The 15,338-nt window shown below is 50.4% G+C and carries 24 protein-coding genes and 2 pseudogenes; 10 read left to right on the forward strand and 16 right to left on the reverse strand.

Features of this window, described 5'->3' with window-relative positions; translation table 11 throughout:
• The 5 genes and pseudogenes from ACJ9Y9_RS23985 to dqlB all read left to right on the forward strand — a co-directional run.
• Nucleotides 1–502: pseudogene (locus ACJ9Y9_RS23985) on the forward strand (P-type conjugative transfer protein TrbL); the annotation flags it as partial.
• Between the two features lie 10 nt (nt 503–512).
• Complete coding sequence (locus tag ACJ9Y9_RS23990) at nt 513–818, forward strand: lipoprotein (protein ID WP_032310194.1); 306 nt, start codon at nt 513–515, stop codon at nt 816–818.
• A 15-nt stretch (nt 819–833) separates the two neighbouring features.
• Nucleotides 834–1,604, forward strand: coding sequence for a conjugal transfer protein TrbN (locus tag ACJ9Y9_RS23995; protein ID WP_003019622.1), 771 nt, complete (start codon nt 834–836; stop codon nt 1,602–1,604).
• Between the two features lie 16 nt (nt 1,605–1,620).
• Entirely contained in the window at nt 1,621–2,307 is a 687-nt protein-coding gene (locus ACJ9Y9_RS24000) for a TraX family protein (protein ID WP_074422775.1), read from the forward strand.
• Between the two features lie 443 nt (nt 2,308–2,750).
• Nucleotides 2,751–2,846, forward strand: coding sequence for a DinQ-like type I toxin DqlB (dqlB, locus tag ACJ9Y9_RS24005; protein ID WP_003019619.1), 96 nt, complete (start codon nt 2,751–2,753; stop codon nt 2,844–2,846).
• Nucleotides 2,847–2,906: 60 nt separating this feature from the next.
• Here dqlB and ACJ9Y9_RS24010 read toward each other — a convergent pair whose 3' ends face one another.
• The 13 genes from ACJ9Y9_RS24010 to ACJ9Y9_RS24070 form a co-directional block, all read right to left on the reverse strand.
• Entirely contained in the window at nt 2,907–3,227 is a 321-nt protein-coding gene (locus ACJ9Y9_RS24010) for a hypothetical protein (protein ID WP_003019617.1), read from the reverse strand.
• A 482-nt stretch (nt 3,228–3,709) separates the two neighbouring features.
• The gene (locus tag ACJ9Y9_RS24015) at nt 3,710–3,940 is read right to left on the reverse strand and encodes a hypothetical protein (RefSeq protein WP_039696288.1); all 231 of its coding nucleotides are present in this window, start codon (nt 3,938–3,940) and stop codon (nt 3,710–3,712) included.
• Nucleotides 3,941–4,092: 152 nt separating this feature from the next.
• Nucleotides 4,093–4,596, reverse strand: a complete 504-nt coding sequence (locus ACJ9Y9_RS24020) for a thermonuclease family protein (RefSeq protein ID WP_094334535.1) — start codon at nt 4,594–4,596, stop codon at nt 4,093–4,095.
• A complete protein-coding gene (locus tag ACJ9Y9_RS24025) occupies nt 4,596–4,847 on the reverse strand; it encodes a hypothetical protein (protein ID WP_215424271.1) in 252 nt (83 codons plus the stop codon). The genes ACJ9Y9_RS24020 and ACJ9Y9_RS24025 overlap by 1 nt, the downstream gene beginning before the upstream one ends.
• Nucleotides 4,837–5,160: a hypothetical protein gene (locus ACJ9Y9_RS24030; protein WP_086070957.1), complete on the reverse strand. Its 324-nt coding sequence runs from the start codon at nt 5,158–5,160 to the stop codon at nt 4,837–4,839. Before ACJ9Y9_RS24030 ends, ACJ9Y9_RS24025 begins: the two co-directional genes overlap by 11 nt.
• Nucleotides 5,150–5,785, reverse strand: a complete 636-nt coding sequence (locus tag ACJ9Y9_RS24035) for a recombinase family protein (RefSeq protein WP_004196201.1) — start codon at nt 5,783–5,785, stop codon at nt 5,150–5,152. The genes ACJ9Y9_RS24030 and ACJ9Y9_RS24035 overlap by 11 nt, the downstream gene beginning before the upstream one ends.
• 26 nt (nt 5,786–5,811) lie before the next feature.
• Nucleotides 5,812–6,258, reverse strand: a complete 447-nt coding sequence (locus ACJ9Y9_RS24040; RefSeq protein ID WP_004196219.1) for a hypothetical protein — start codon at nt 6,256–6,258, stop codon at nt 5,812–5,814.
• A gap of 38 nt (nt 6,259–6,296) precedes the next feature.
• A complete protein-coding gene (locus tag ACJ9Y9_RS24045) occupies nt 6,297–6,800 on the reverse strand; it encodes a hypothetical protein (protein ID WP_039696282.1) in 504 nt (167 codons plus the stop codon).
• Nucleotides 6,801–6,836: 36 nt separating this feature from the next.
• Nucleotides 6,837–7,121 carry a hypothetical protein gene (locus ACJ9Y9_RS24050; RefSeq protein WP_094334534.1) on the reverse strand — a complete coding sequence of 95 codons (285 nt, stop codon included), beginning with the start codon at nt 7,119–7,121 and terminating at the stop codon, nt 6,837–6,839.
• Between the two features lie 18 nt (nt 7,122–7,139).
• Nucleotides 7,140–7,484, reverse strand: a complete 345-nt coding sequence (locus ACJ9Y9_RS24055; protein ID WP_094334533.1) for a hypothetical protein — start codon at nt 7,482–7,484, stop codon at nt 7,140–7,142.
• A 4-nt stretch (nt 7,485–7,488) separates the two neighbouring features.
• Complete coding sequence (locus ACJ9Y9_RS24060; protein ID WP_154808169.1) at nt 7,489–7,998, reverse strand: hypothetical protein; 510 nt, start codon at nt 7,996–7,998, stop codon at nt 7,489–7,491.
• A gap of 1,002 nt (nt 7,999–9,000) precedes the next feature.
• Nucleotides 9,001–10,005 (reverse strand): IS110-like element IS5075 family transposase, encoded by a 1,005-nt coding sequence (locus ACJ9Y9_RS24065; RefSeq protein ID WP_000427614.1) that lies wholly within the window; start codon nt 10,003–10,005, stop codon nt 9,001–9,003.
• A gap of 78 nt (nt 10,006–10,083) precedes the next feature.
• Nucleotides 10,084–10,518, reverse strand: coding sequence for a mercury resistance transcriptional regulator MerR (locus ACJ9Y9_RS24070; RefSeq protein ID WP_010981353.1), 435 nt, complete (start codon nt 10,516–10,518; stop codon nt 10,084–10,086).
• Nucleotides 10,519–10,588: 70 nt separating this feature from the next.
• On the opposite strand from ACJ9Y9_RS24070, the pseudogene ACJ9Y9_RS24075 reads away from it, so the two are divergent.
• The 5 genes and pseudogenes from ACJ9Y9_RS24075 to ACJ9Y9_RS24095 all read left to right on the forward strand — a co-directional run.
• Nucleotides 10,589–10,801: pseudogene (locus ACJ9Y9_RS24075) on the forward strand (mercuric reductase); the annotation flags it as partial.
• Nucleotides 10,802–10,815: 14 nt separating this feature from the next.
• Nucleotides 10,816–11,454, forward strand: a complete 639-nt coding sequence (gene merB / locus ACJ9Y9_RS24080) for an organomercurial lyase MerB (RefSeq protein ID WP_000761850.1) — start codon at nt 10,816–10,818, stop codon at nt 11,452–11,454.
• 111 nt (nt 11,455–11,565) lie between these two features.
• Nucleotides 11,566–11,931, forward strand: coding sequence for a mercury resistance co-regulator MerD (gene merD / locus ACJ9Y9_RS24085; protein WP_031942307.1), 366 nt, complete (start codon nt 11,566–11,568; stop codon nt 11,929–11,931).
• Nucleotides 11,928–12,164: a broad-spectrum mercury transporter MerE gene (gene merE / locus ACJ9Y9_RS24090; protein ID WP_005413392.1), complete on the forward strand. Its 237-nt coding sequence runs from the start codon at nt 11,928–11,930 to the stop codon at nt 12,162–12,164. The genes merD and merE overlap by 4 nt, the downstream gene beginning before the upstream one ends.
• A 15-nt stretch (nt 12,165–12,179) precedes the next feature.
• Entirely contained in the window at nt 12,180–12,500 is a 321-nt protein-coding gene (locus tag ACJ9Y9_RS24095) for a DUF3330 domain-containing protein (protein ID WP_010981356.1), read from the forward strand.
• A gap of 38 nt (nt 12,501–12,538) precedes the next feature.
• On the opposite strand, the gene ACJ9Y9_RS24100 is transcribed toward ACJ9Y9_RS24095, so the two are convergent.
• From ACJ9Y9_RS24100 to ACJ9Y9_RS24110, 3 genes are read right to left on the reverse strand one after another with little or no spacing between them, the layout of a single operon-like run.
• Nucleotides 12,539–13,153 (reverse strand): recombinase family protein, encoded by a 615-nt coding sequence (locus ACJ9Y9_RS24100; protein WP_010981357.1) that lies wholly within the window; start codon nt 13,151–13,153, stop codon nt 12,539–12,541.
• Nucleotides 13,154–13,213: 60 nt separating this feature from the next.
• Complete coding sequence (locus tag ACJ9Y9_RS24105; RefSeq protein WP_011405615.1) at nt 13,214–14,431, reverse strand: TniQ family protein; 1,218 nt, start codon at nt 14,429–14,431, stop codon at nt 13,214–13,216.
• Nucleotides 14,428–15,336, reverse strand: coding sequence for a TniB family NTP-binding protein (locus ACJ9Y9_RS24110; protein WP_000393453.1), 909 nt, complete (start codon nt 15,334–15,336; stop codon nt 14,428–14,430). Before ACJ9Y9_RS24110 ends, ACJ9Y9_RS24105 begins: the two co-directional genes overlap by 4 nt.
• Nucleotides 15,337–15,338: the final 2 nt, after the last annotated feature.

A 15,338-nucleotide genomic window follows, 5' to 3' on the forward strand; every position in this document is an offset into this window, starting at 1 on the left:
TGGAGGATTTGGCGGCGGGGAAGATACCGGTTCCGTAGATACTTCTGGAGGCCAACCATCTGGCGGTTCCGGTGGTTCGTCTGCAGGAAGCAGTTCAGGTAGCGCCAGCGGAGGAAGTCAGGGGTTTGCTTCATCTTTCTCACGAGCTGGCCGCATGGCTTCTCACATGGCGAGTAGTCTGGCTGACGGCATGGCCGCACGCAATGCGGCCAAGCATGACTCAAAAATCAGCGCGGCAAAAGACACTATTGCACAGACTGCAGGTGGTCAGCTTGCTTCTCAAATCCGTGCGCAAACAGCTGCGCGTCAGTCTGGTCCGATGGTTTCAGATGACACGGCTATGCAGGGTGCTTTCGCCAGTAACGATAACGCCAGCACAAATCAGTTTAGTGGTGACGGTCTGAGTGGAAGCCAGCCAGATACAGGCAATGGTTCTGGAGAGTCACAGGCTCCACAAGGCAGTGATGAATATGAACAGTTCAAAAACAAACAAAACTTCTAAGGGGTTCGTTATGAAAGCAATTCTTTCCGTTCTGGTTTTAGCTGCAAGTTCTGTTGCTATGACAGCCCCGGCTAAAGCCGCAGATCCATGCGAACAGGTGTTATGCCTGTATGGTGTGATGACAACCGGAAATGTCGCAAGCGGGTGTTCAGGGCCGGTTGGTGACTATTTCAATATCATCGAGAAAAAACACGGCTCTTTCCTGCCGGATCATACTTCGCGCAAGCGTAAAAAACAGCTGGATAAGTGCTCATCCGCTGGAAGTGATGTGGTTGAAAAAATTAATAACAAGTTTGGCCGCCTGCGCGGGCTGTGATCAAAGGAGAATAATATGCCGTATTTAGATATGCCACCGGCTCAGGTTGAACGTGTAGTTTGCTCAATTACTGCAGCGATAAAATATCAGGTTCCGGCTAATATCATGTTAGCCGTAGCTGAAAAAGAGGGTGGTAGCACCGGGCTTGAGAATAAAAATCGTAACTCAAATGGCACATATGATGTGGGCCGTATGCAGTTTAATACGGTTTATTTAAAGGATCTGGAAAAATACGGCATTACAGCGGAGGACGTAGCACAGCCAGGCTGTTATTCATATGATTTGGCTGCGTGGCGTATACGCGGCCATATCAAAAATGATAAAGGCGACATCTGGACAAAAGCTGCAAATTATCATTCAAAAACGCCTCAATTTAACGAGGTCTATCGTGCTGACCTGATAAGAAAAGCAGCTAAATGGCAGACATGGATTGAAGCACGCTTTAATACGTTTGATGCGACAAAGCCTGCCGGAACAACTCCACAGCCGCAACTGGCGGCTGCAGGGGTTACGCCAGAAGAAAGGGCGGGGAAAAGCATTGCGCAGGTTACTGACCTTGCACAAAGCGACACACACGCTACAGAACCGCCAAAAAATGACGGGACAGCAGCAACACCATCTACGCCGGATCAACTTATTGGTTTTGCCGCGTCTGTAAAACAAATACCGGTTAAAAGCGTCGCAAAGGCTGACTACCAGCAGCCCGCACAGCAACTACCAGGTCGTTATAACAAGGCTGCAGCGGATGCACTGGCTGCAGTATATGGAAATATCAAGCTACGTTGATTTTAGCGGCTAAAACATGCCTTTCAAAAATGTAGAACTCATTAAGTGGGTCGCTTTAATCTTAATGATTGGCGACCATATTAATAAATATTTATTAAATGACACAATCCCCATTCTTTATAATGCCGGACGTGTTGTGATGCCTCTTTTTTGCTTTGTTCTGGCGTATAACCTTGCAAGGCCAGATTCATACACCTATAGAGTATATTCAAAAGTCTGTCAGCGACTGATGATATTTGGCCTTCTGGCTACACCTGCATACATAATGTTGGGGGGTGTAATTGATGGTTGGTGGCCGCTTAATATCCTTTTTACCTTACAGGCCGTTACCATTATCTGTTACCTCATTGAATTAGGCGAGCGTAGGCATCTTCTCTTTGCTTTGTTAGTTTTTGCTGGATATGGCGCGATAGTTGAATTTTGGTGGCCTGCGGTGGCTATGGGTGTATGTATCTGGCTATATTATAAGAAGGGAAGGGGAGTGTTTATTCTCCTTGCATTTGTCAGCTGCGTATTACTAACTGTTATTAACCATAATTTTTATGCACTACTGGCAATACCGTTAATTTCCATTATCGGGAATATCCGTTTTAATCTCCCCCGGCTAAAATGGTTTTTTTACGTCTTCTATCCCACACACCTTTATCTGATTCTGGCTTTACAGCTTTACCTGACTACAAAGGGCTATTTGTTTTTCACATGAGAACGCCCGGACAGCTGGGGATTAACAAATCCACCCCTGGATGATGGGAACCCGGCCCTGTCCGGGCGAGCCATTTTAACACCGGCATTGGTGATGCTGATAGCAGATACAAAAAAGCCCGACTGGTGAGATCGGGCTTTTTGTTTTGGCGCTCTGGCCTAAATGGAACATCCTACATTAGACGTTAAAATCTTACGTCTAATGAGCCACAAATGCAAATTGATGCCTAAGCGTGTATGATGTGCCCGTCTATGTTGTTGTAGTTGCTCCTTTTCGGCCTAACCGTGCAGGCGGTGAACAGACTCAAAGTCCTGGCCGGAAAACAGGTGGTGCTGTTCTGGTGCTCTGGCCTAAAAGGAACATCCTACATTAGACAGTGGAACTGCTGTGACAGGCAACGTAAGGGCGATCAGCAGCGTTCCTACTCCTTTAAGGAGAAACGGATGATTAACCTGTTAATCATCGTTCTGAGGGCGGCAGCGGCGCTTGTAAACGCGCTGATTGCTATCCTGGAACTGATCCGACAATTCATTGATTAATGAATACGGAAACGTAACTAAGGGCGGGGAGGGACCATTCCTCGCCCTTTAATAAATAAGTTAAGATTTACCTGGTGTCGGATAGATGACTTTATACACACGACTAACAGGATGATTCATACACCTTACAAAAGTCCCGTTCTTCTTAAACGCCACATCTGCATTGTCATAAACGTCATCGGTATCATTAAGCCCGCATACTGTCCGGGCATCACCCGCAGAAAAACTGTCCACGCTTTGAAGAGTGTTGACAGCTCTGTGACCAGCCAGAAACGCCGGATATGTGTCTGCTGTCTGCCAGACGATTTTTTCAAGTAATACGCCCGCAATCCCGATTAGCGCAACTACAACGCCCGTTCTGATAAGTGTTTTCGCTTCCATTTTTAACTTAACTGATCAAGATGCTGTTAACTCCATGGTAGCACCTGCAGCAGGGACAGTACATGCGCAGCGGGCGAACTCCGGGCCGGTATGACACGCACACGGCCAGCCGGGACAGTACATGCGCAGCGGGCAAACTCCGGGCCGGTATGACACGCACACGGCCAGCTGGGGACAGTACATCGATAACATTAAAAAAGCCCCTGGAAAGGGGCTAAATTTATTTCTTCTTAATCTCTTTCACGAGTCTGGCGACAGCCGTTATAAGGGTGGCAAGAGCGAGGATGATCTGAGGGAGGTTCTGGATAAGTTCGGTGCTCATCGATAAGACCTTTCTAAAGAAGGGATGCCGTTTCCGACAAAACAATTATCTCCAAATCAAGGTTTCTGCTCCAATTGATTTTTTATATCCCTTTACCTGTCCAGATAGCCTCTCTAAATTGACACCTCTATTTCTTGCTGGCGTAAAACCGCTTTTGATTTCATTTCTTTCGCGTGGTTGCAGCTCGGACAGCGGCTACTTTATCTGCAAATGCTTTACCTTCAAGAAAATCAAAATTTCTCGTTCTGGCGTTATATTTTTGGGGAAGGGGGGAAGGGATTTTTATACCCAAGATTTCCCCGGTTGTCTTTAGCGCATGAACCAGTTCAGCCTCACTTACTCCGGCCATTTGCGCAAGTAACTCCGTTCGAATGCCTACGCTTTTGCTCATAATTCGTGTGTCCATATTTTTTGAAGTAGATGTTCACCGGTCGTTGCAGCTGCAGCAGCTGGCCATCGATGCCGGCATTTTAAAAAACACAGTATTTTCAACAATATAAACAACTCACAACTAGAGTAAACTTATTCAAATTATATGACAAATTACTGAGTTTTATGTTCATACCGGTAACGCCATGGTTCAACAGCATCTGGTAATGACCAAAGCCCTGTTTTGGCCTGCTTCGCCCTGCTCTCCAGTTCTTCCATAGTCGGGCTGGTTGCCTTTCCATGGTAGCGATAGGCCCAAGCCAGGCCACTTTTTACCATTTCAGCATTTACGTAATAAGCCAGACATGCTGGCTGGCATTTTTTTACATAGACCTTCGCTAAGGTACGTCCATAACGATCTTTACCGGTTGAAGATACAGCTACGTCATCAGCATCTTTTACCAGCTCAGACAATTTCTGTTTGGCTCTCTGGCCGAACGGCTGGCTTTTCTCCGGGGCATCAATATCTACAAGCCGAATTCTTATCAACTCGCCTTCATCTTTGACCTCAAGGGTATCACCATCCAGTATTCGTGTTACCGTAATCGCTGGCGCTGCTTCGACACATGAGAATAAAGTAGGTAATATCAAGATATTACATAAAATTAATTTTCTCATTAATCACTTCCCTTATTTTTCAAACACTCAAAGTAACTTAAGAGTTTATAAATAAAACTAGCCCCGTTATAAGCGACTAATAATAAGCATAGAAAACCTATTGTAAATTTCCCTACAATCATAGGAGTAGAAAGATATTCAATATTATAAAACCCAGGAAGAGTTGTTAAAAACATTAAAAAAATAATCATGAACAAGAAGAAGCTGATAGCCACTCTCCGCTTAGTTACTTGAGTATTGTTATTTCCCATTGTTATCTCCCTCCATAATCATATTTTCCCATTTCTCATAGCCCATTTTTTTATCATTTTCTTTTAACCACTGCTCGTACAATTGGTGCTTTGCTGCTTCAACAGCTGCAGCGTCATACACTGGTATACCACCACCGCTACCTCTTACAGACTTACTATGATTGGTAGTAACTCCAGAGTTTACTGCTGCATTTCTTGAGATTTGTTGTTGCAACTGCATGGTGTGTAAGTTCGTGATTGTTGTAGTTGATGAAAAGGAATAAAACGGTATAGCTATAACCGCGATGAATAATAAATTAACCTTATTTCGCATTGTGATTTATTCCTTCTTTTTTAAATTTAGCCCATACAGATTTTACAAGGCTGACGCTACATTCACAAAGTTTCGCTGTTTCCGCAATACTTGTCTTCCTTGAACGATACTCAATGATGCGTTTATGAAGCCGTAGATCTGCAGTTCGCCCCTGATACCGGCCTTGCCGTTTAGCCAGTTCAATACCCTCTTTCTGGCGTTTGCGACGGTTTTCATAATCATCCCTTGCCAGCTGCAGGGCAACTTTGAGTAACATATCCTGAACAGATTCCAGAACTACCTTCGCAACACCGGATTGAGCGTTAGCCAGTTCGGTAAGATCCACAATTCCGGGAATGGCGAGTTTCGCGCCCCGCTCTTTTATAGAGTTTATTAACGCCAGCGCACTATCGAGCGGTAAACGACTGATACGATCTATATGTTCTGCAATAACTACTTCGTCTGGCTGCAGATCATTTATCATTCGCTGCAGTTCCGGGCGATCAGCTCTTGCACCGGACGCCTTTTCTTTATAGACACCGGCAACATAGAACCCAGTTTTCCTGGCATTTTCAATGATCTCATTTTGCCGGGTCAAATCCTGTTCGTCTGTACTAACCCGCAAATACACTCGCGCTATTTTCATATCCCCCCCAACATTCAATAATCCAGTTACTTGCCGAAATATTTGTTTCTTTCTTCCTCAGATGAAAAAACAAGAAACTCAGTACCTGCAGGGATTAATGCAGAATACATATTTCTCTGAATTGTCTTTGTATCAGGGGTTAAATATAATGTTTGATTGACTGAGTATGGAGTTTTATCACGGTCGCCACCCTGACAGACTCTGCTTTTGATAATAAAATCCCATGCTTTGCTTTTCGGTGCATCAGGTATTTCCACACCTAATACTTTTGCATTTTTGACGGAAACTAATAATGCCTGTCCGAAATAGTAACAGTCACCCTTTTTATTAATAAATTTAACATTTTGATTTCCGTCATCGGCAATATCATTCATGTTAACCACCCTATAAGGCTGTTCATTTTTCGCATAAGCGACATTGACCAATGAGAACGTCATCATTAAAACAACCAAACATCTGTTTTTTATACTCATGTCATCTCCCTCCCTTGTGATTTTAGCGGCTAAAATTTTCATTTATCTTGTTGATTATACCGCTGTAATTTTTCAGCTCCCTTACCTATTAAACGCTTATCGCGTTCTTTCAATTTCAGGACTTCTTCTCTAACCTCAAACAAATCACTCCATCTGAGCACACCACATTCTTCTTGCTGCTTTTCTGCAAGCCTTCTTTTGGCGTAATTATCAATGCTTCCAGAATCGGCCAGAAGTGATAGAAAGTCATCACTAATCACACCCATTACATGTCCATCATTTTTAAAATAGGAATACTCCATCCTTAGCTTGGCTAAAGACATTCTCCTGTTCATAATCATGGCGGCTGTAAGCAACAAACCCCAACCAGCAACCATTAAGCACCAAAAGCCATTTATACCAATGTTCCAATACATAACAGCAGCAGCCGCGAAAAATAATGGTATGTAATAACAGTGAAAATAAATTTCCTTTTTGTTTGCCTTGTTATAACTCCGGCAGTAGTTATCTATTAATTGAAAAACTGGATCTGTTTTTTCCATTTTACTTACCCCCTCAATTTTATTTAAAAAAGTATTTTAGATTTCATCCTCACTTTCAAATAAAACCTTCCTTTTGTTTTCTATCTCTATAGGCTGGTTTACTATAATTTCCATGACGAACCCTATACGGTCTATCGCATTTTGCTCAGTCTCATAATCTTTAATTGCATTTATCAGATCACCCAAACTTGCCCCTTTTGGCAGACCTGCGATGATGCTTCGTAAATCCTCCTTTTTGGCGCTATCAATTTCGATAGAAGCATGTTCCCGTAATAGATCTGCGAACCATTCAACCATCCAATTTACTTCGTTGATTTTCATAAATCTCTCCCCACAGTTTTATTTAAGAAAGTCTTGTAAGGCTTCACGCCCGCCATTGCTTTCAGGCATCGAATTCACAATACGCCTGATGGCAGCCTTATGCTGGGGTGTCCTGTTCACAAGTTGCATTAGATTGTCATTAACTGTTTTAGCTATATGAAGATAGCCTTTATATTCTTCCGAATTAAATAAACGCCAAAAGAAACCACATTTACGCAGACGCTCTTCACACAATTTTAATGCAGCCAATTGTTTTCTAACTTCCAGCTCTTCATCTGGAATAGCCCCTTCTTCTACATATTCCCCCGGTTCTAACAGATAATGTTCGTCGAGGGGATCATTCAGATATTTGCTGTATGCCATATATTTATTCCACCTCTTCCTTTTCAAGGTTAAGACAATAATTCTCTACGCAGCACACAGCTTTTTTTAGAACATGAGATGGAATATTTTTGAAATCCCGTGGTATTTCCTCGCCTAGCATCGAAGGAAGCATTGCTACTCTAAGAAACACAAAAAACTGATTCCTAGCCGCTGTGGGACTGATCCCTAACTCTTTTGCTAAAGCGGTATAGGTATAACCATTTGCTACCCCTTCCGCAATAACCGCACCTTTACGCATTCGCTGAATGAATCTGATTTTATTTCGTTCCTTTTGGGCCTCTTCAGCTTGTAACCTTACAGAACTACGAGGTGTACCGCGTTGAGCAAAATGAGCAATGCCAAGCTCTTTCATTCGCTTTTGAATCTGGCTTGTTGGACGATTGAGCCGAACGGATACTTTTGCCAGCGAGTCGGTTCCCAAGATTGCATCCTCTTCCTGTGTCCAATTAATTTTTTGCACAGCGATGGCCTTCCATATTGAAGTAATTTTCATTGGGTATATCGCCAGCGATCCAATAGCTGGGATTGATAACCCACGAACGCCGGTCAAATGCTACAGCCTGGCGACAGTTGAACAACCAGGACCACCAGGCTGCAAAGCGCAAATTGCCCTCGTACAGAACCCGGCCATGAGGGATACCAACAATGTATCTGGCTTTAGGTTTCCTGTTTTCCACTAATCTTCTCCCCTTGCCGCGCAGAAAGGTTCTATGATCACTCCCATTGAATACCGCCATAGAGTCCATGATCACTATTTGACTCTTCCGCCAATCGCTCGTTACTGGTCTGAGGGCCAGTAAGCCACATTAATTTCAATGAGGCTCGATTTTCACTCTCCCAAGCCTCTCCTGGTTCGATGATGACTTTAACGTCTGTCTGAGACGCCTCAGACGGCTCCGTTGCATTGTAAAGAGCTTCTCTTGGAAAACTCATAGCCTCTTCCGGTGAGCGAAACAAGGGTCGCAGAAGGACGCCACTGCCGTTGCTCACGCCATATAGTCGGGAACCATCCGGGAACTGAACAATGTAAGGATTGTGTGACATTTTTTCCCTTATGCTTTGCTCAAGAACTGAATCCTAGCAGGTCAGTTATGGTATACCCTAAAAGCCCACTCGTTAAGTGTATGGCTTTTTTACTGCATATACAGTTTAAACTGTCATTTTCAGAAGGTGACTGCACGGAATATCAAGAGTCGGCTGCACAGTCTTTTCTGATCTGTGGTCGTCTCAGAAAACGGAATCTATGGTCACTCCCGTTTTTGCAACACCGATTTTGACGATAAGTTGGCTTGCTTGAATCTATCCGGCGTCTGAATGGGATTTTATTCCCGCGCCTCGATGAGTTCCGCGCCTGATGAACCTCCAGAAAATATACGGCTTCAGCGAGCCTTTCCGTTTTACAGGTTCCTCAACAGGCCGGTGGGCCGTTTGTATCATCAATATCAGTATTCGCAAAACCAGATGAATGATTGTTTAAACTGGTGTATTTCTGCCTTTATGCTTCGTAAGTTTGCTGTCGCGCCGTCAGTGCCCAGGCTATTCTGGCCAGCTTGTTTGCCAGAGCACAGGTGACGACAAAGTTGCTTTTCCGACACAACAACTCCCTGACCCAGTCGGCCAACTTGCCAGACTGGTGTTCCAGTTTTTGTATGAATACCCTGGCACACTGAACCAACAAAGTTCGGATCTTTTTGTTGCCCCGCTTGCTAATCCCTAACAATGTCGTCCGACCTCCCGTGCTGTACTGTCGGGGTACCAGCCCTGTTGCCGCCGCAAAGTCACGGCTGCTGGCGTACTGCTTCCCGTCGCCAATCTCAGTTGAAATAGTACTGGCAGTCAGCGTTCCAACGCAGGGAATACTCAGCAAGCGCTGTCCAACCTCATCTTCGTCCAACTTTCGTTTCAACTGAGATTCCAGATCTTTAATCTGCTCAACAAGATAGTGATAATGCTGTTGTAATTTCAGCAGTAACTGGCTGAGATAAAGAGGCAAACTACTGTCCTCAAGAAGGGTACTCAGTCGACTAATAACGGCAGCACCTCGCGGAACGCTGATACCAAATTCCAGCAGAAAAGCATGCATCTGATTAGTTGTTTTCACCTTATCCTGAACCAGGGATTCACGGACACGATGCAGAGCTCGCATTGCCTGCTGAGATTCGGTTCTGGGCTGCACGAAACGCATAGATGGACGTGATGCTGCTTCACAGATAGCTTCAGCATCAACGAAGTCATTTTTGTTGCTTTTAACGAATGGGCGGACAAATTGCGGTGATATCAGCTTTGGAAAATGCCCTAACTCTGCCAGCTTGCGTGCCATAAAGTGAGAACCGCCACAGGCTTCCATCGCGATGGTTGTTGCTGGGCATGTCGCCAGAAATTCGATTAGCTTTGGTCGGGTGAATTTTTTACGGTAAACGGCCTTCCCACGATGATCCTGACAATGAATATGGAAAGAGTTCTTACCCAGATCGATACCAATAAGCGCAATGTTTTCCATGATGGTTCTCCGAATGAAAGCCTGTCCTCAGCATAGTACTGGGAAGGAGGGAGTGACCATCTCATTAAATAAAGCACGCTAAGCTGTGGAAGCCCCTGCCAAGCTCGTTCCACCTTGCAACGACGCAATCAGCGGACACGAAACATTCCCCTGCCGCGAATGGCAGGCGCACACCAGGTCAGACAGCACAGCCTCCATGCGCGCCAAATCGGCCATCTTCTCGCGCACGTCTTGGAGCTTGTGCTCGGCCAGGCTGCTGGCCTCCTCGCAGTGGGTGCCATCGTCGAGCCGCAGCAACTCGGCGATTTCATCCAGGCTGAAGCCCAACCGCTGGGCCGATTTCACGAATCGCACCCGTGTCACGTCCGCCGCGCCATAGCGGCGAATGCTGCCATAGGGCTTGTCCGGCTCGGGCAACAAGCCCTTGCGCTGATAGAACCGGATGGTCTCCACGTTGACGCCGGCTGCCTTGGCAAAAACGCCAATGGTCAGGTTCTCCAAATTATTTTCCATACCGCTTGACTCCGTACATGAGTACGGAAGTAAGGTTACGCTATCCAATTCAAATTCGAAAGGACAAGCCGAGGAAGGTAGCGGACGACTCATTGGGGTACAGGCAGTGGCCCCGGAAGCGGGCGAGCTGATCCAGACGGCGGTGCTCGCGATCCGTAACCGCATGACCGTACAGGAGCTGGCTGACCAGTTGTTCCCCTACCTGACGATGGTCGAGGGGCTGAAGCTCGCGGCGCAGACCTTCACCAAGGATGTCAAACAATTGTCCTGCTGCGCAGGATGAAAGGAGATGGAACCATGAAGCTCGCCCCATATATTTTAGAACGTCTCACTTCGGTCAATCGTACCAATGGTACTGCGGATCTCTTGGTCCCGCTACTGCGGGAACTCGCCAAGGGGCGTCCGGTTTCACGAACGACACTTGCCGGGATTCTCGACTGGCCCGCTGAGCGAGTGGCCGCCGTACTCGAACAGGCCACCAGTACCGAATATGACAAAGATGGGAACATCATCGGCTACGGCCTCACCTTGCGCGAGACTTCGTATGTCTTTGAAATTGACGACCGCCGTCTGTATGCCTGGTGCGCGCTGGACACCTTGATATTTCCGGCGCTGATCGGCCGTACAGCTCGCGTCTCATCGCATTGCGCTGCAACCGGAGCACCCGTTTCACTCACGGTTTCACCCAGCGAGATACAGGCTGTCGAACCTGCCGGCATGGCGGTGTCCTTGGTATTGCCGCAGGAAGCAGCCGACGTTCGTCAGTCCTTCTGTTGCCATGTACATTTCTTTGCATCTGTCCCGACGGCGGAAGACTGGGCCTCCAAGCATCAAGGATTGGAAGGATTGGCGATCGTCAGTGTCCACGAGGCTTTCGGCTTGGGCCAGGAGTTTAATCGACATCTGTTGCAGACCATGTCATCTAGGACACCGTGATCGGATATCGACCCAATGTTCTACGGCACCGGCATCGGATTCGCAGCGCGCGGATTGAACTCGGCGAAACGGTATATGCATTGCCGTGAACCGACCAAAAGGAGGTGTTCGATGAACGCCTACACGGTGTCCCGGCTGGCCCTTGATGCCGGGGTGAGCGTGCATATCGTGCGCGACTACCTGCTGCGCGGATTGCTGCGGCCAGTCGCCTGCACCACGGGTGGCTACGGCCTGTTCGATGACGCCGCCTTGCAGCGACTGTGCTTCGTGTGGGCCGCCTTCGAGGCGGGCATCGGCCTCGGCGCATTGGCGCGGCTGTGCCGGGCGCTGGATGCGGCGAACTGCGATGAAACTGCCGCGCAGCTTGCTGTGCTGCGTCAGTTCGTCGAACGCCGGCGCGAAGCGTTGGCCAATCTGGAAGTGCAGTTGGCCGCCATGCCGACCGCGCCGGCACAGCATGCGGAGAGTTTGCCATGAACAGCCCCGAGCGCATGCCGGCCGAGACGCACAAACCGTTCACCGGCTACCTGTGGGGCACGCTGGCCGTGCTGACTTGCCCCTGCCACCTGTCCATCCTCGCTGCCGTGCTGGCCGGCACAACCGCCGGTGCATTCCTTGTCGAGTATTGGGTCATCACGGCGCTCGGTTTGACCGGCCTGTTTCTTCTGTCACTGGCGCGGGCGTTGCGGGCATTCAGGGAAAGATCATGAGCGCTTCCCGGCCGGATGGATGGACTACGGCGGAGGGCCCAAGCGTTCGAGCGCGGGCAAGGCTTTCTGTTCGCAAAGCCGATGCCGGCGGCGGCATTCGCCGTCTTCGTCAGTCAATGGAGGGGTGCCACCATGAATGCAAATGATCCGACCGCCACCAGTTGCTGCGTGTGCTGCAAGGAAATTCCGCTCGATGCCGCCTTCACACCGGAAGGCGCGGAGTACGTCGAGCACTTCTGCGGGCTGGAGTGTTATCAACGTTTCCAGGCGCGGGCCAGCACTGCGACCGAAACGAGCGGCGAACCGAACGCTTGCGGTTCGCCGCCGTCAAATTGAGACAAACCACGCTTTCGCTACGTCGCCTCATGTCGGCATCAAATTCGGCTGAGTAGCTTCTCGCCATCTGGACGTAGCTCGCCCTTGGGTGAAATATGCCGATACAGGGTCTGCCGCGTGATGCCAAGTTCCTGGCACAGGTCGCCGACCTTGGTCTCTGACTGCCCCATTGCCGCCATCGCCAGCCGCAGCTTGGCGGCGGTCATCTTGAACGGCCGGCCGCCTTTCCGGCCGCGTGCCCGTGCTGAGGCCAGGCCCGCCACGGTGCGCTCGGCGATCAACTCGCGCTCGAACTCGGCCAGCGCGGCGAAGATACCGAAGACCAGCTTGCCGGCGGCGGTCGTGGTGTCAATGGCCGCGCCGTGCCCGGTCAGCACCTTGAGGCCGATGCCGCGTCCGGTCAGGTCATGGACGGTATTGATCAGATGGCGCAGGTCGCGCCCGAGCCGATCCAGTTTCCAAACGACCAACGTGTCGCCTGGCCGTAGTGCCTTCAGACAGCTCGCCAGACCGGGACGATCCTCGCGTTTTCCGGACGCTTGGTCTTCATAGAGATGCGCCGGATCAACACCGGCCGCGACCAGCGCATCGCGCTGCAAGTCCGTCGCCTGGGAGCCATCCGCCTTCGATACTCGCATGTAGCCAATCAGCATCTTGTACCTGTCACATATACGTTCGATTATGTGACAGTTTGCATCGGGAAGCTCTGCACGTCAAAATTTGTCACTTAACCCGTCATTCTGTCTAAGGCATGCAAAGGGTAGGCTAGGCTCATAATGTGACAGAAATTCCGGGGGGATGCCTTCCTTCGCGAAGGTGGCGCGCAACTGTTCCAAGGAAGCGGGGTCGCGCCGACCATAGGAAGCCAACGCGAACAGCGAGCGTGCCGTCTCGGGGTTGTGTCGTGCTTCAATGATGGCCTCATCAATGGCCTGGATTGCACGCTGCCAGTGATCGACGGGTTCGGGCTTCGGCGCTTTCGCCGGCAGGCCACTGGTGAACCCGGTTTGGGGCTCGGACCAGAATAGCTTTGCGTGCTCGCCTGGCGGGCTTATATCCCTCACCTCAATCAAGCTGATTGCCGTTGCCGCCGCCTCCAGCATCTGCAACCGTACTGCCGGGTTCAGGGTTTCATACGGTCGCCACAGACTTTGCCCAGCACGCAGCGGATGCCCGCAGCATTCCCAGATTTGGCGGAGATACCCCGCGTAGGTGCCGCACGTCGAAAGCGGGGTGTTCAGCTCATCGAGCAGCGTGCGTAGCAGCCTAAACCACAATCCGGCGTGGATGCGTCGGCGCGGCAACTCCACGTGGCCGGTCGTCAGTGCCTGCCAGGTACGCTGGTCCATCGCCGCAATCGCGTCGCTGGCAGTGCGCGGTTCGGCGTCGGCGTTCTCCCAGCCGAGAAACCGCCCTGGCACGCCCCAATAGGATTCCAGCCAGCAGCCATGCAGTGGGCAGCTCAGCATCAGGGGCAGCTTCCACGCGAGCAGTACGGCTTGGTTCTCCGGATCGTTCAGACAGAGCGGGCAGGCGCGATGTATCGGCTGGCTGGGCAGCCAGGCACGCCAGCTCGTGATGGATCGCGTCCTACGGCGGAGTTTCGGCAGCAGCACCGAGAGCTGGAACGCATAGGTTTCCAATGCATCTGGAATCTGATCATCAAGGCTGTCCAGTAGCCAAGGCACCCAGCCGGCGAAACTCATGCAACGCAGCCGGTCCGGCTCGATGCCGCTCCGCTGGGAGAGCATCGCCAGCAGCGCCAGTGGTGGCGCGGTGTCCAGGTCATCAACCTGGCCGTGACCAAGATCGTGCTCCAGCAGCTCGGACACCTCCATGTGATAGCAAAGGGCCACGCGGTTGAGCCACGAAGACAAGGCTTCGCCTTCCCTGGGAGCCGGATGCAGTGGCCAGTGTGGCGCTGGCTTCACATCAGTTCCCGCTCGAATTGCCGCCGCCGCTCGCTGGGACCGGTGTAATCGGCCATGCTGAGCGTGCGATGGTTGATCGCTTCCTCACCGCTCTCCACGGCAGCGACGGCCGCCGCCATCAACAGGTGCGCCAGCTCGCCGATGGTGCCCTCGCTGCGCGTGAGCAGGTAGCGGGCCATATCCAGCGTGGCAATCGACGAGGGTCGCCGCAGCGGGAGCGAAGCCGCGAAGCTGGCCAGCAGTGAGCAGCAATCGTCGTTGGCCTCCCACACCGGCAGCATCATCGGCTCGAAGCGGTTTTCCAACTGGTCGTCCGAGCGGATCGCCAAGTAGGCATCGCGTGTGCCGACCCCGACCAGCGGGATGCGCAGCTCGTTGCCGAGGAAACGCAGCAGGTTGAGGAATTCCCGGCGGTTGACGCTGTTGCCGGCCAGGACGTTGTGCAATTCGTCGATCACCAGCATGCGCACGCCGACCTTGCGTAGCAGTGCCAGCGCCAATTGCTCCATTTCCGGCAGCCGTGGGCGCGGGCGCAATGGCGCGCCCATCGCGGCAAGTAGCGCGACGTAGAAGCGGATTACCGACGGTTCGGATGGCATCTGCACGACCAGTACCGGAATGTGCTCCTGGTCGGCGTCGGAGCTGGCCGGGTGGGTGCGGCGGAATTTCTCGACGATCATCGACTTGCCGTTGTTGGTTGGACCGACCAACAGCAGGTTGGGCATGCGTTGTTTGTTCGGCCACGCATACAGGGCTTCCAGCCGATTCAGCGCCTCGACTGCTCGCGGATAGCCGATCCAGCGGTCAGCGCGAAGGCGATGGATGCGTTCGTCCGCCGGAAGACGGGCCAAGCCCTGGGCCACCGGCATCAGGTGGGACAAGTCGATGATGGGATATTCTTCCACGG

The organism is Enterobacter sp. CPE_E1241 (assembly GCF_045618265.1).
Lineage (GTDB): Bacteria > Pseudomonadota > Gammaproteobacteria > Enterobacterales > Enterobacteriaceae > Enterobacter > Enterobacter adelaidei.